Below are 14704 nucleotides of genomic sequence, written 5' to 3'. Positions count from 1 at the left end.
GCTCAGGCGTCGAGGACCAGGTCCGAGGTCGGCAGGGACTGGCAGGTCAGGACGTCGGTGTCGGGCAGGTCCTCCGAGGGTGTCACCAGATGCGCCGCCGTGCCCTTGAGCACGCTGCAGGCACAGCTCTCGCACTGCCCGACCCGGCAGCCGCTCGGCATGGCTACCCCGGCCGCCTCGCCGAGGGCGAGGAGCGGGCCGTCGTTCTTGCGCCAGACGGCGCTGCGTCCGGACCGGGCGAAGGTGACGGTGTACTCGGCGTCGTCGGGAACGGTCACCTCCCGCCGGGCCGGGCGGAACTTCTCGCTGAACACCTCGAAGCGCGGGACACCGCGCGCGATCAGCGCGCCGGTGAGGGCGTCGAGCATGGGCTGCGGGCCGCACAGGTAGAAGCGGGCCCGGCGGGCGAGGAGACCGGGGTCGATGTCGTCGACGGTGATGAACCCGGTGCGGTCGTGGTCGCGGCCGAGGACGTCCTGCGGACCGGGAGCGGCGTAGTGGTCGACGACGGTGAGCGCCGGTATGCGGGAGGCCAGTTCGCGCAGCCGGTCCCGGAAGGGATGGTCGGCCGCGTTGGTGTTGCCGTAGTGCAGGACCACCTCGGGGACCGTGCCGCCGGTGGCCGCGAGGGTTTCGAGGTAGCTGAGGAACGGGGTGATCCCGATGCCGCCGGCCAGCAGCACGACCGGGTGGTCGGTGTGCGTCGGGAGGGCGAAGACGCCTCCCGGGCTCGCCAGGTGGAGCCGGTCGCCGACCCGGAGCTCCTCGTGCACCCGGGTGGAGAAGGCTCCGCCGGGGATGTGGCGCACGGCCAGTCCGTAGTCGGTGCGGCCGGCGGCCAGGGCGGGGCCGGTGAGGGAGTAGCTGCGGCCGTCCGAGGGGTCCTGGAGGGTGCCGTCCGGGTGCTCGGCGCGCACGGTCAGGTGCTGGCCGGGCCGGTAGTCGGGGAGGGCTCCGCCGTCCACGGGCGTCAGCCGCAGGCCGCGGAGGCCCGGGCTCACCTCGGTGAGGGCCGTGACCGTGAAGGGGCGGGTCCCGAGCCAGGCGCCGTCGCCGGGAACCGGGCTGATCCGGCAGGCGGCCGCCCGCATCGGCGCGGAACCGCTGAGCGGGTCGGTCTCGGTGTGGTCGACGAGCCGGTTGAAGTTGCTGCCCGTGGACGAGGTCGGGTCGGAGCCGGGGAGGGCGAGGTCGGTGGCCTCCTGCCACCAGCCGTACTCGCCGACGACGACGGAGGGGTGGAGGGAGTCGTCGAAGCGGGCGCGCAGCCGGATGGAGCCGCGGCGGGTGGCGAGCTCCAGCCACTGGCCCTCGCCGATGCCGTGGGCGGCTGCGGTCCGGGGGTGCAGGTCCACCGAGGGGTCGGCGGCCCGGCGGCGCAGGGAGGTCAGGGACCGCTGCTGGCTGTGGACGAAGTACCCGTGCTTGGCGCAGGTCAGCACGAGGGGGTACGCGGCGTCCGTGGGAGCGGGGTCGTGGTGCTCGGGCACCGCCGGGTAGCCGTGCTCCAGGAGCCGCTCGGAGTACAGCTCGACGCGCCGGGTGGGTGTGGCGAAGCCGGTCACCCCGTCCCCTTCGCCCGCTGCGGGGGCGGCGTACTTGCGGTAGGCCTCCTCGCGGGGCACCCGGACGCCGCCCGGGCGCCGGCGCAGTTCCTCGACGGTCAGGCCGAGGGGTTCGAGCTGCCAGTTCCAGGCGGCCTCGATGTCCCCGTCGAAGAACTCCGCTCCCATGCCCAGCCGGCAGGCGAGGTCGAAGACGAACTCGGTGTCACTGCGGGACTCGCCCTGCGGCTCGACCATCCGGGGCCGGAGCTGGACCTGTTCCTGGGCCCGGTGGCTGACCTCGAAGCCGAAGCGCAGGGCCTCGTGCTCGTAGGAGCTGTTGACCGGCAGGACGATGTCGGCGCTGCTGCTGGTGGGGTTGTGGAAGAGGTCCAGGTGGACCTGGAAGTCGAGCGAGCCCAGCGCCCGCGCCGTGCGGTCGGAGTCGGGCTGGGCGACGACGAGGTTGGATCCGAACCCGATGAGGGCGCGGACGGGGTAGGGGCGGCCCGTCTCGATGGCGGTGCACAGGTCGCCGGAGTTGATGTAGCCGAAGGCCGGCGGGCCCAGCGGGTGCTTGTCGAGACCGAGGGCCTTGGCCCGCTGTTCCGGGGCGAACTGGGCGAAGGAGGCGGCCGGGTTGTAGGGCGGCGCGGGGACCACGTGGTTGCCGCCCGGGGCGTCGTAGGACCCGGTCAGCGCGTAGAGGGTGGCCAGCGCCCGCTCGGTCTGCGCGGCGTTCGCGCTCTGCCCCACTCCGGTCCACCCGTAGTAGGTGACCGACGGGGCGGCGGCGATCTCCGCGGCGAGGGCGCGGATCTCCCGCTCGGGGATCCACGTGGTGGCCGCGACCCGGGCCGGCGGCCAGGCCGCGCAGGCGTCCGCGTACCGCTCGAAGGCGGGCGCGCAGTCGACGGCCGAGCCGTCGCGCAGCGCGATCGGGCGGGTGCCGCGCAGCGCGAAGCGTTCCGGGCGGTCGGCGGCGCGCGCGGTGTCGTACGCCTCTGCGCGGCCGGCCTCCTCGTCGAAGACGGCGAAACCGGAGGGGGCAGCGCCCGCGTACGTTCCGGGGAGCTCGTCCGCGCGAAGGAACCGTCCGGTGTCGGCGCGGACCAGGAGGGGAGCGTTGGTCCAGGCGCGGACGAAGGCCGCGTCGTAGCCCTCGTCGGCGATGAGCAGGTGGGCCAGGCCCAGGGCGAGCGCGGCGTCGGTGCCGGGCCGGACCCGCAGCCAGTGGTCGGCCCGCAGTGCGCTGGTGGAGCGGCGCGGGTCCACCACGGCGAGCTTGGTGCCGGTCGCCTGCGCGGCGGAGAGGGCGGCGGACTGGGCGAGCCAGGTCTTGGCCGGGTTGAAGCCCCACAGCAGGGCGAGGTCGGCGTTCGCGTAGTCGGGCGGCGGGATCGGCGAGCCGAAGGTGAAGGCGTGCGCGAAGTCCTTGTGCCAGTTGCAGATCTCCGCGCTGTACACGGTGTTCGGGCTGCCGAAGCGGCGTACGAAGCGCTCGATCCACTCGGTGGCGTCCGAGACCATGGTCCCCGAAGGCGTGGCCACCGCGAAGGCCACCGATTCGGGGCCGGTCTCGGCGGCGATCGTCCCGATCTTCTCGGCTATCTCCGCCATCGCCTCGTCCCAGGAGACGGGCACCCAGCCCGGGTCCGGGTCGGACTTGGGGTTGGTCCGGCGCAGCGGGGTGGTCAGCCGCCGCGTGCTGTGCGCGATCTCGGGGGCGGAGCGGCCCTTGGGGCACATCGCCGTTCCGGTGGGATGGTCGGGGTCCGGTCGCACGCCGGTCAGGCGGCCGTCCTCGATGGTGAAGATCGCGCCGCAGCGCGACTTGCAGAGGGTGCAGAAACCCCTCTTCTCTTCGGACATGGCCATCTCCCGCCTTGTGGACCTCCTTCCATTGGACAGTCCGTGGCACGGCGCTCACCAGCGGCGATGGTCTTGACCGGAGACACGGATGTCCCGGCCGGCCAGGGCCTTCGGCCCCGGAACCGGCCGGGTCGTTCGGCCCGCCCAGGACGCCTCAGGGGTGTCGCGCGTGCACCAGGCGGAAGGCGGCGTAGAGGGCCGCGGCGGCCAGGGCCAGGAGGATGGAGGTCTCGATGAACTGGGTCGGCCAGTAGTGGGAGACGGGGTGGAAGTCGGCGTACTGGCCCGCGATGTTCAGGTCGGCGGGGCACTTGTCGAAGCGCCCCGTCCGCGCGAAGCAGACGTTCTCGGAAAGGCGCCGGCCGGAGGAGTCGAGGAACCCGATGTCCATCATCAGGGCGGAGGGCGGCATCACCGGTCCGGGTTGCCCGGTGTAGGGCGTGGTGGCCGTGACCACGGGCAGGAGGGACCACCGCAGCCCTCCGAGGATCAGCAGCACCAGACCCATGACGAAACCGGTGACCGCCATGGCGACCAGGGTGCGCCGCACGAGCTGGCCGACGAGAGCGCCGAGTGCCACCGCGAGCAGGCAGTAGGCGATGAGCACGGGGCCCGTGGCCTCGTACGGTCCGCGATCGGCCCAGGTGGGTTGCCAGGTGTCGCTCACCCGCACCCAGCCGAGACGGTAGATGCCGACCAGGGCGGCCGAACCGGCCACGGAGACCGCGGCCGCCACCAGGACCTTCGAGCCGAGCCAGGCCTTCGCAGTCGTCGACTGGGTGAGGGCGAGCCGCCAGGTCCCGCTCTCCAGTTCGCGGGCGACCATCGGGCCGGCGACGAAGGCTCCCACCAGCAGGGGGAGGAACAGCAGGGCGTTGCCGGCGTACTCCATGCAGAGCCGGAACAGGCTCTCCGCCCAGAAGTCGTTCGTCCGGAGCACCTGGTCGGAGCCCGGCTCGCGGAGCCGCACGCGCAGCACGATCACCGCCGCGAGGCTCGCGCCCACCAGCGCGGCCACCGCCCACAGCACGCGCCGGTGCTGGCGCACCACGACCCAGTGGGGGCCCTTCAGCGTCAGCGCGCTCATGCCTGCACCTCCTCGCTGGCGGGGGCGGTGTCGGCGTCGACGGCGAACGCCGGGGCTTCGGGCGCGCGCAGATGGGCGAGCAAGAGTTCCTCCAGGGACGGATGGGTCGTCTGCCAGGTGCCGCTGTCGACGGGGCCCCGCGGCCGTACGAGCGCCGTGAGCTGGCGGCCCGTCGTGCGGGCCTCGACGACGGTGTGCGCGGAGAGTTCCTCGCGGGCGGCGGCGGGGCCGGTGAGCAGCAGGTGCGCCGCGCCGACCTCGTCGACGGGGCCGGAGAGGCGGATCCGGCCGCCGTCGACGAGCAGCAGGTGGTCGCAGGCGCCCTCCAGCTCGGTGAGGATGTGCGAGGACATCACCACGGAGGTGCCGTTCTCGGCGGCGTCGGCCATCAGCATGCCCATGAGCCGGTGCCGGGCGAGCGGGTCGAGATCGGCCATCGGCTCGTCGAGCAGGAGCAGGCTCGGGCGTTTGCCCAGGGCCAGGGCGAGGGCGACCCGGGTGCGCTGTCCGCCGGAGAGCGTACGGACCTTCGCGCGCGGGTCGAGGTCCCCCTCCTCGACGATCCGCTCCGCCGTACTCGCGTCCCAGCGGCCGGGGTTGAGCTCGCGGCCCATGCGCAGGGTCTCGCCGACGGTGAGCTGTGGGTAGAGCGGCTTGTCCTGGGCCACGAACGCCAGCTCCTCGCGCCGCACCGAGCGGAGGCGACCCTCGGTCGCGGACGCGATGCCGGCCGCGACGGCCAACAGGCTCGACTTTCCCGCCCCGTTGGGTCCCACGAGTGCACAGACCCGGCCCTCGGGCAGCCGGAAGGAGCATGCGCGCAGCGCCCACCTGCCCCGGCGTCCGTAGCGCAGGCCGAGGCCCTCCGCCTCGATCACGGTGTGCGTCATACGATGTCGTCCCCCTTGAAGTGCTCTTCCAATACGGCCGAGAAGAGCGCGGCCGCGTCGTCCCGCTCCATCCCGGCCTCCCGGGCCCGCCGCGTCCAGTCCGCGAGTTCGGCGCGCAGCGGGGATTCCGCCGGGGCGCCGCCCAGGGACTTGCGGATGAAGGTGCCCAGTCCCCGCTTCGCCTCGACGAGCCCTTCGCGCTCCAGCTCGCGGTAGGCCTTCAGGACGGTGTTCGGGTTGATGGCGGTGGCCTCGACGACCTCCCGCGCGGTCGGCAGCTTGTCGCCCGGCTCCAACAGGCCCAGGCGCAGGGCCTGTTTGGTCTGCTGGACGATCTGCAGGTACGTGGCGATGCCGCTGCGCCGGTCGATGCGGTACTCGAGCACGACAACACCACCCTTTCACTAGGCAAGTAGTGAAAGGGTGGTGCAAGGGGGTGCTCCTGTCAACTGCCCTTCGTCGTCAGTCCTTCGCCGCCTCAGGCGAACGCGGGGTCCGGGATCGAGCGGCGCAGCACCGGGGCGATCTCCGACTGGAACAGCGCGAGGAAGTCCCGGTGCTGAGCCTCGGTCAGGCCGTGCGGCTCGGCCTGGAGGTGCAGGACGGTGTGGCCGAACTCCTCGTGGTAGCGGTGCACCTTCTCGATCACCTGCCCGGGGCTGCCGATCAGGGCCGAACTGCGCTCGACGAAGTCCTCCAGGGTCGCGAACACCGGGTCCACGCCCTGCGCCGCGTGGGCGGCGAGGTACCGGGCGAACGCCGGCCGGTACGCGGCCACCGCGCCCTGCGAGGTGGGCGCCGTGTGGAAGCCCGCCGTGCCCGCGCCCACGACCGCGCGGGCCGGATCGTGTCCGTAGTGCTCCCAGCGCTCGCGGTAGTGGCGGATCAGTGCGGCGTACGGGCCGATCGGGTGGGTGACGTTGGCGGAGAAGAGCGGATCGCCGTAGCGCGCCGCGAGATCAACGGACTCCCGGCTGGTGGCGCTGCCGTGCCACACGCGCAGCGTCTTCTGGTACGGCCGGGGCAGCACCTCGGCGCCGGTCAGCGCGGGCCGGAAACGCGGACCGGCCGTCACCTTGTCCTCGCTCCAGATCCGCCGGAACAGCTCGTAGCCCTCGGAGTTGCGCTCCCGCGATGTGGGAGAGCACCACGGGCGGCGAGGACGACAGGAACGGCCGCTCGTGGCGCTCGCCGACCCGAACCCGTCGAAGCCGAGCTCCTCCGCCTGCAGGGCGGCGGAGACCACCTGCCGGAAGCGCTCGCGCGTGGGGGTCGGGGCGCCCGTCGCCGGGTCCGTCCCGTCCGTGATCAGGGTGATGGCGAGGAACTTCAATCTCGCTCCTATCGAATGGGGGCAGGCCTTGAATCAGGCAGGCCTTGAATCAGGCAGGCTCTGAATCAGGGGTGCGGAATGACGGGAGTGTGAATTTCGATTCGGCAGAATTAAATCCGTGTGGCGGCCGTGCCATCCGCGCCGCCCGGCGCTCGGAAGGCCAGGAAGAAGGGCCTGTGGCGCACGGTGAAACCGATCGACTCGTAGAGGCGGACCGCCCGGGTGTTCTCGGCGGCCGTGTGGAGGAACGGTACGTCTCCCCGGTCCCGGATACCCGCCGCGGCGGCGCGGACCAGGCGGGTGGCCAGGCCCCTGCCGCGGAAGTCGGGATGGGTGCAGACCGCGCTGATCTCCGTCCAGCCGGGCGGGCGCAGCCGCTCCCCGGCCATGGCCACCAGCCGGCCCCGGTGGCGGATGCCCAGGTACGTTCCCAGTTCGATGGTGCGGGGCAGGAAGGGCCCCGGCTTCGTCAGCTCGATGAGCTCCAGGACCTCGGGCACGTCCGCCGGCCCGAGCCGCACCGCCTCGGGGGCGGGCTCGGCGCGCAGCGAGGTGTCGATCAGCTGGACCCCGTGCGCCGACCAGACGGTCTCCCACCCGCGGGGAGGCGTCAGCACCCCGGAGAGCGAGACGACCCCGTCGGGGTCGGCCAGGGAGCGCAGCGCCTCCCAGGACCGGGGGTCGGCCGGATCGGCGACCGCGGAGAACACGGCGACGTCCGGGGCGTAGCGGGCGGCGTGCCCGCCGGCCCGCACGGCGAAGGCCGCGTGCGGGCCGGACAGCGAGGCCCAGGCCGGGTTGTCGAGGACGTGCGGGGTCACCGGGGTCCCCGGGATCACCGCACCGGCTGCGGAACCGGTGGCGGAACCGGTGGCGGAGCTCGGCGCCGGGCTGGGGCTGATGGTGGACATGGGGGTGGAACCCTCCTTCCGTGGGATGCCGGGCCGGGGACGGCCGCGGGGGTCAGGAGTTGGTCGCGGGCAGCCCGGGCGGGTTCACCTGCGAGGTGGTCACGGCCTCGTTGGAGAGGTTCCACGCGGTGAGGAGCTTCCCGTACGCGCCGCTCCCGGCCAGGTGGTTGATGGCCTGGGCCACGGGCTCGGCCAGTCCGCTGCCCTTCTTCGCGGTCGCGGCGATCAGCCCCTGGAGGGTCTCGCCGGCACCGGAGAACGAACCGGCGTTGCGCGTCGGGGCGTTGCTGCTCGCGGTCTGGGTGATGTGGTAGGCGATCGAGGGGTTCGGGCCGAAGTTGAGGTCGATCTTCTTGCCGCTCAGGGCCAGGTAGACGCTGTTGGCGTCGGGGAAGTACTTGACCGTGATGTCCTTGCCCTCGGACTGGAGCTTCTTCTGCCACTCCAGGAGGATCTTCTCCTGGTTGGTTCCACTGCTGACCGACACCGTCTTGCCCGCCAGGTTGCGGTAGTCGCCGCCGAACTCCCAGGCGTTGTCCTTCAGGGCTTCGAAGGCCAGGTTGTCCTGCCGGTAGGACGCGAAGTCGTACTTCTTCTTGCGCTCCTCGGTGACCGTGACGTTGGAGAAGGCCACGTCGACCTTGCCGCTGTCGATGCCGACGAAGAGGTTCTCCCACGTGGAGTTCTTCACCACGGGCTTGAGGCCCAGGGTCGCTGCGACGAGACGGCCCAGGTCGGGCTCCGAGCCGGTGAGCGTCTTCTGGTCGGTGCCGACGAAGGCGAGGGGCGGGAAGCCGGCGGGCAGGGCGCCGACCCCGATGACCAGCTCACCGCGGTCGCGCACCTCATTCGGGAGCTGCGCTCGCAGGGACTCGACGACCGGGACGGACAGCTCGGCCTGCCGGGCGGCCCCGTTGGAGAGGGCGCCGATGGTCACCTTGTCCGAGCTCGGAGCGGTGCCGGTGGCCTTCGCGTCACCGCCGCACGCGGTGAGTCCGGCGGCGAGGGCGACGGCGGCGGTTGTGGCGCCGAGGCCGCGGACGAGTCTGTTGCGCAGGAGGGACGGGCGGTGCATGGCGTTGCCTTTCGGGTGTGCGGCGATACGGGGAAGGGAGGGTGAGGGTGGGGAAGCCGGAGCACGGGAAGCCGAGGCCGGGCGGCCTGGGGCGGCCTGGGGCGGCGTGAAGCGGTGGAGGGCGTGGCAGGGGGGGTCAGAGCACCTTGCTGAGGAACTCCCGGGTGCGCGGGTGCGCGGGGTGGTCCAGCACCTGTGCGGGCGGGCCCTGTTCGACGATGCGGCCCTCGTGGAGGAAGACGACCTCGTCGGCGACCTCGCGGGCGAAGCCGATCTCGTGGGTCACGATCACGAGGGTGGTGCCCCCGGTGGCCAGGTCCTTGATCACGGAGAGCACCTCGCCGACCAGCTCGGGGTCGAGTGCCGAGGTGGGCTCGTCGAAGAGGATGACCCCCGGCCGCAGGGCGAGCGCCCGGGCGATGGCCACCCGCTGCTGCTGCCCGCCGGACAGCTGCCGCGGGTAGGCGCCGCCGCGGTCCCCGAGACCGACGCGGCGCAGCAGGTCCTGGGCCAGGGCCTGCGCCTGCTGCCGGTTCAGCCTGCCGGTGGCCACCGGGGCGGCGGCGACGTTGTCCAGCACGGTGAGGTGCGGGAAGAGGTTGAAGTTCTGGAAGACGAAGCCGATCCGGCCGCGCTGGGCGAGGATCGCCCGTTCCCTCAGCTCCTTGAGCCGGCCCCCGTGCCGCTGGACGCCGATCAGCTCGCCGCCGATGCTGACGTGACCCGCCTCGGGCTTCTCCAAGTGGTTGAGGACCCGCAGCAGGGTCGACTTGCCGGATCCCGAGCGCCCCAGGATCACGGTGACCGTGCCGGGCGCGACGGTCAGGCTCACCCCGTCGAGGACCCGCCGGCCGCCGAACCACTTGTGTACGTCGTGCACCTCGATGGCGGCCGGCCGCGCGGTGGCGGCGCTGGTGTCGGTGCTGGTGGCGGCGGTGACGGTACTAGCGTTCCCGGTCATCGGGCCGTCTCCTTCCGGTAGCGGATCCGCAGGTCGCGCAGGCCCGCCCGGGCCCGCTGGAGGGGAGTGGGCGCCGGGGTGCGCAGCGCTCCGCGGGCGTAGTACCGCTCGACGTAGTACTGCACGACGGAGACCAGACTGGTGAGGATCACGTACCAGACCGTCGCCACCAGCAGCAGCGGCACCACGTCGCCGGGATAGGTGCTGGCGAGGCTCTGCACCGAGCCGAACAGGTCGAGCAGCGATACGTAGAAGACCAGTGAGGTGGCCTTGAGCAGGCCGATCAGCTGGTTGACGTAGGACGGCACGATGGAGCGGAGCGCCTGCGGGAAGACGATCCGGGCGAACTGGTAGCGCTTGGGCAGGCCCAGGGCCGCGGCCGCCTCGTGCTGGCCCTGGTCGACGGAGAGCACGCCGGCCCGGACGATCTCGGCGGCGTACGCGGCCTCGCTCAGGCTCAGACCGACCACCGCGACCGCCATGTCGGTGGCGAGCCGCGACTCGTCGAAGGTCAGGAAGGCGGGGCCGAACGGGATGCCGATGCTGAGGGTGGGGTACAGGGCGCTGAGGTTGTAGAGGAAGAGCAGGACGACGATCAGCGGCACGGAACGCAGCAGCCAGATGTAGGTCCAGCTCACCGACCGCAGCACCGGGCTGCCCGAGAGCCGGCCGAGGGCCAGCAGGATGCCGCCGGCCAGGCCGAGGACCGCGCTGTACGCGGCCACCTGGAGGGTGATGAGCAGCCCGTCCAGGATCACCGGGCGGGCGAACCAGTACGCGAACCGGTCCCACTGGTAGAAGGGGTTGGTGATCAGCCCGTGGGCGGCCTGCGAGACCAGCACCAGGACGACGACGGCGGCGACCCACCGCCCGGGCCGGCGCAGCGGGAGGACCCGCTCGGCCGGCCCGGGCGGCCCGGAAGGGCCGGCGGGCGGCGCGGAGAGGAGCAGTGATTCGGTCAAGGACACTCCACGGCTTCGAATAGGCGCAGAATCGAAAAGCAGCCGTCAAGCAGTACAGGAGAGGCCGCCGATATCTCTTTATCTGCGGCGTAAGCTAGGCAGCCCGGAGAAGGGGTGTCAACGGCCTGCATATCGGAATGCGTGAAATCGTGTTCCGATTTCATCCGCCGTACACACAACGCCTGTTCGTGAAATGAAACTCAGCGGTCGCCGGGCGCGGTCACCGAGTTCAGGCGGCCGCGCAGGCCGGCCAGCCGGACGCGCAGCAGTCGCAGCGGCGTGGGCGGAAGGCCCCGCGAGCTGCCGCGCGCGTAGTGCCGCTCGACGTAGTACTGGCCCGCGCTCAGCACCGTGGTGACGGCGACGTACCAGAGGGTGGCCACCATCAGCAGCGGGATGACCTGGTAGGTCTGGTTGTAGACCAACTGCACGGAGTACAGCAGGTCGTGCACGGCCAGCACGCTGACGATGCTGGTGCCCTTGAGTGTGCCGATGAGCATGTTCCCGGCGGTCGGCACGATCGAGCGCATCGCCTGCGGAACCACGATCCGGTACAGCGTGCGGCGCCTGCTCAGTCCGAGCGCCTGCGCGGCCTCGGTCTGGCCGGGGTCCACGGAGAGGATGCCGCCGCGGACCACTTCGGCGGCGTAGGCGGTCTCGTGCAGGGTCAGGCCGATGACGGCGGTGTGGGTCGGGCCGAGCAGGTTCACCGTGGAGACGGTGAAGAGCTGGGGGCCGTAGGGGATGCCCAGGCCGAGCGTCGGGTACAGGGCGCCGATGTTGAACCAGAACAGCAGCTGGACCAGCAGCGGTGTGGACCGGAAGATCCACACGTAGCCCCAGCTCAGGGTGCGCAGCACCGGGTTGGCCGACAGCCGCATCACGGCCAGGACGGTGCCGAAGAGGAACCCCAGCACCATCACCACGCCGGTCAGCCAGAGGGTCAGCAGCAGCCCGTCGAGCACGGCGGAGGTGGTGAAGTACCGCCCGACCAGGCCCCATTGGAACGCGTCGTTGCGGACGACGGAGGCCAGCACCAGCGCGAAGACCAGCAGCGCGGCGGCAGCGGACACCTGACGGCCGACGCGCCGCCGGGGCACGATCGGCGGCGGCTCCGTACCGGAGGGTCGGGCGTCGAGCGCGTCGAGGGTGCGGGGTGGGCGGGAGAGATCGGAAGCGGTGCTCATGGAGGTGCTCCGGGGCTGGGAGGGATCGCGGGCGGCAACGACTGCCCGGCGGCGGTGGGGCGGGCACGCCCGGGCCGCCGGACAGGGGTGCGGTCGTCACGCTCGCCGTGTCCCTCAACACGGCCGGACCGGCTCCGTGCACGGCGCATCCGGTCCACCGTCGATCGTATGCGGCGACGGCACGGCCGTGTCAACGGTGCCCGGTCCGGCGGGGGCCGGGACCGTCCGGCATTCGGGCCGTTGCTTGACGAAGGGCAGTTCGTACTGTTCAAGTAGGCGCATGAATGCCCATCAGCGCCTGGTCTCGCGCGACTACATCGACTTCGGTCGGGTGTGGTCCGCGGCTTGTTGCGCCTGACGCGGCAGCGGGCTGCCTGAACGGCCCTTCCCTCCCTCGGTGACCCCGTCGTGGGCCGAGCTCTCCCTTCGCGCCACCGCCGTGCCGTCCGTGACCGCCGCAAGGCCTTCACGCCGCCGTGCACCCGGACGCGCGCTGCCGCCGCACCGCACCCCGACGCCCCGCGTCGTCACGCTCGCACGTCAGGCCGTACGTCACGCCTGCACATCACGCGCTCTCCTCCGCCCCCGCACACCTTCCGCGGCTGACGGAGCCTCATGTACCTGCAGACCAAGGCCGGTTCACCCTGCCGCGGGGCGATCCGCCGCACCTTCCGAAAGGCCACACCCATGCCCGTGGAGTTCCTCGGCATAGCCGCCACCAACGACGGCTCCGAAACCACCGCCCGATCCGGCGCCTCCTTCGACAAGGAGTACACGCTCCGGCTCGCCCGGGCGCACGAGGACAACGGCTGGGACCGGGTCCTGTTCGCCTACGGCTCCGGTACGCCGGACCCCGCGCCGGCCGCCGCGTACATCGCGGGCGAGCTGGACCGGCTGCAGATCCTGCTGGCCCACCGGCCCAACGTCTCGTACCCCACCTTCGCGGCCAAGACCTTCGCCACCCTCGACCAGATCAGCGGCGGCCGGCTGGCCGTGCACTTCATCACCGGCGGCAACGACCACGAGCAGGGCCGGGAGGGCGACGTCCTCGGCAAGGACGAGCGCTACGCCCGCACCCGCGAGTACATCCGCATCGTCAAGAAGATCTGGACCACCCAGGAGGCCTTCGACCACGAGGGAGAGCACTACCGCTTCCACGACTTCGTCAGCGACGTCTTCCCCGTCCAGCAGCCGCGCCCGAACGTCTCGTTCGGCGGTTCCTCGCCCGCCGCCTACGCGGCCGGAGGCGCGGAGGCCGACATCTACTGCCTGTGGGGCGAGCCCCTGGAACAGACGGCCCAGCAGATCGAGGCCGTACGGGAAGCCGCGCGGGCCGCGGGCCGCACCGAACTGCCCCGCATCCAGGTCGCGTTCCGCCCGATCATCGCCCCGACCGAGGAGCTGGCCTGGGAGAAGGCCCACCGCACGGTGGGCGCCATCCGCGAGCGCAGGCGGGCCGGGGCCGCACAGCGCCACCGCGGCAGCGGAGTGACGGAGGCCGCGGCACCGCAGAACACCGGATCGCAGCGCCTGATCGCCATCGCCGAGGCGGGGGAGCGCTACGACCGGGCCCTGTGGACCCCGACCGCCGCCGCCACCGGGGGCGCGGGCAACTCCAACGCCCTGGTCGGCACCCCGGAGACGGTCGCCCAGGCACTGCTGGACTACTACGACCTCGGCGTGGACATCCTGTCGGCCCGCGGCTACGACCTGCTCGACGACGCCATCGACTTCGGCCGGTACGTGATCCCCCTCGTCCGCGAGGAGGTCGCGAAGCGGGACGCCGCCCGGGAAAGCGCTCGGGAAGCCACTCGGGAAGGCGCCGTTCGGGAAGGCGCCGGCCCGGACGCCGTACGCGGTGCCGGCCCCGAGACCGGCTCCCCCCGCCAGACCCTGACGGCGGTGCGCGGATGAGCCTCCACGCGAGCGGGCTCCGCGGGCGCCTGCGCACCGCACTCGTGCTCCTGCCGCTCCTGCCGCTCCTGACCGGGCTGACGGCCTGCGGCTCCGGCGAGGGATCCCCGCCGGTGGCCGGCGCCCTCGCCTCGCCCGCGCCGGCCGACGATCCGGTGGCCGGCGTACGGGCCGTGGAGTCGATCGCGGCCCTGCTTCCCGCCGAGGTGCGCAAGGCGGGCAGCGTGCGGCTCGGCGGCTCGGTCGGATCCCCGCCGTCGGCGTACTACCCCAACGGTCAGGACAAGCCGCCCGCCGGTCAGGACATCGACATCGCCGCCGCGGTGGCCAAGGTCCTCGGTCTGAAGCTGGAGCGCCAGGACGCCTCCTTCGAGACGATCCTCCCCGCCCTCGGCAGCGGCAAGTACGACGTCGGCACGGGCAACTTCGGCGTCACCACCGAACGCCTGAAGTCCGTCGACTTCGTCACCTACATCAACGACGGCCAGGGCTTCGCCGTCAAGACGGGCAACACCGCTCTGACCGGGCAGGTCTCCGACCTCACCCGGTTGTGCGGGCTGACCATCGGCACCGGCGCCGGAACGACGTTCGAGAAAACCCTCACCGCGAAGAAGGAGGTCTGCGCGGCCGCGGGGAAGAAGCCGTACGAGGTCAAGGTCTTCTCCGAGGCCGGGGCCGTCACCACGGCCCTCCAGCAGGGCCGGATCGACGTCGTGATGTCGACGATCAACGGCCTGCGCCATCAGGCCGCGCAGCCCGCCGCGCAGACCACCTTCCTCGGCGAGTACCACCGCCTCGACGTCGGCTTCGCCTTCAAGAAGGGATCCCCGTTGACCCCCGCCTTCCAGGCCGCCGTCAACGAGCTGATCAAGGACGGCACGTACGCCCGGATCCTGAAGAAGTGGGGCACCACGCCCTCCGCGATCGACACCTCGCAGATCAACCCGGCCGAGCACACGTGAGCGAGC

Annotated in this window: 11 protein-coding genes and 1 pseudogene; 2 read left to right on the top strand and 10 right to left on the bottom strand. The window is 72.2% G+C overall.

Going from position 1 to position 14704, the window contains the following annotated elements:
* Positions 1-2: 2 nt before the first annotated feature.
* The 10 genes and pseudogenes from OG898_RS29865 to OG898_RS29820 form a co-directional block, all read right to left on the bottom strand.
* On the bottom strand, positions 3-3416 hold the full coding sequence (locus OG898_RS29865; protein ID WP_266961139.1) for a molybdopterin-dependent oxidoreductase: 3414 nt from the start codon (positions 3414-3416) through the stop codon (positions 3-5).
* 154 nt (positions 3417-3570) lie between these two features.
* On the bottom strand, positions 3571-4503 hold the full coding sequence (locus tag OG898_RS29860; protein WP_266961137.1) for an ABC transporter permease: 933 nt from the start codon (positions 4501-4503) through the stop codon (positions 3571-3573).
* Positions 4500-5393, bottom strand: a complete 894-nt coding sequence (locus OG898_RS29855) for an ABC transporter ATP-binding protein (protein ID WP_266961135.1) — start codon at positions 5391-5393, stop codon at positions 4500-4502. Before OG898_RS29855 ends, OG898_RS29860 begins: the two co-directional genes overlap by 4 nt.
* Positions 5390-5779: a GntR family transcriptional regulator gene (locus OG898_RS29850; RefSeq protein ID WP_266961133.1), complete on the bottom strand. Its 390-nt coding sequence runs from the start codon at positions 5777-5779 to the stop codon at positions 5390-5392. Before OG898_RS29850 ends, OG898_RS29855 begins: the two co-directional genes overlap by 4 nt.
* A gap of 92 nt (positions 5780-5871) precedes the next feature.
* Positions 5872-6726 (bottom strand): annotated as a pseudogene (locus OG898_RS29845) (LLM class flavin-dependent oxidoreductase).
* Positions 6727-6836: 110 nt separating this feature from the next.
* Positions 6837-7637, bottom strand: a complete 801-nt coding sequence (locus OG898_RS29840) for a GNAT family N-acetyltransferase (RefSeq protein ID WP_266961131.1) — start codon at positions 7635-7637, stop codon at positions 6837-6839.
* A 52-nt stretch (positions 7638-7689) separates the two neighbouring features.
* Positions 7690-8712 (bottom strand): transporter substrate-binding domain-containing protein, encoded by a 1023-nt coding sequence (locus OG898_RS29835; protein ID WP_266961129.1) that lies wholly within the window; start codon positions 8710-8712, stop codon positions 7690-7692.
* A gap of 136 nt (positions 8713-8848) precedes the next feature.
* Positions 8849-9673: an amino acid ABC transporter ATP-binding protein gene (locus OG898_RS29830; protein WP_266961127.1), complete on the bottom strand. Its 825-nt coding sequence runs from the start codon at positions 9671-9673 to the stop codon at positions 8849-8851.
* Positions 9670-10635 carry an amino acid ABC transporter permease gene (locus tag OG898_RS29825; RefSeq protein ID WP_266961125.1) on the bottom strand — a complete coding sequence of 322 codons (966 nt, stop codon included), beginning with the start codon at positions 10633-10635 and terminating at the stop codon, positions 9670-9672. Before OG898_RS29825 ends, OG898_RS29830 begins: the two co-directional genes overlap by 4 nt.
* Positions 10636-10835: 200 nt before the next feature.
* Positions 10836-11822 (bottom strand): amino acid ABC transporter permease, encoded by a 987-nt coding sequence (locus OG898_RS29820; protein WP_266961123.1) that lies wholly within the window; start codon positions 11820-11822, stop codon positions 10836-10838.
* 687 nt (positions 11823-12509) lie between these two features.
* Between OG898_RS29820 and OG898_RS29815 the strand changes: the two genes are divergently transcribed.
* Positions 12510-13736, top strand: a complete 1227-nt coding sequence (locus OG898_RS29815; protein WP_250745734.1) for an LLM class flavin-dependent oxidoreductase — start codon at positions 12510-12512, stop codon at positions 13734-13736.
* The gene (locus OG898_RS29810; RefSeq protein ID WP_266961121.1) at positions 13733-14698 is read left to right on the top strand and encodes an ABC transporter substrate-binding protein; all 966 of its coding nucleotides are present in this window, start codon (positions 13733-13735) and stop codon (positions 14696-14698) included. The genes OG898_RS29815 and OG898_RS29810 overlap by 4 nt, the downstream gene beginning before the upstream one ends.
* Positions 14699-14704 lie beyond the last annotated feature (6 nt).

Source organism: Streptomyces sp. NBC_00193 (genome assembly GCF_026342735.1).
In the GTDB taxonomy this organism is placed as follows: Bacteria; Actinomycetota; Actinomycetes; order Streptomycetales; family Streptomycetaceae; genus Streptomyces; species Streptomyces stoeckheimensis.
This window is presented reverse-complemented; position numbering and strand designations above follow the sequence as displayed.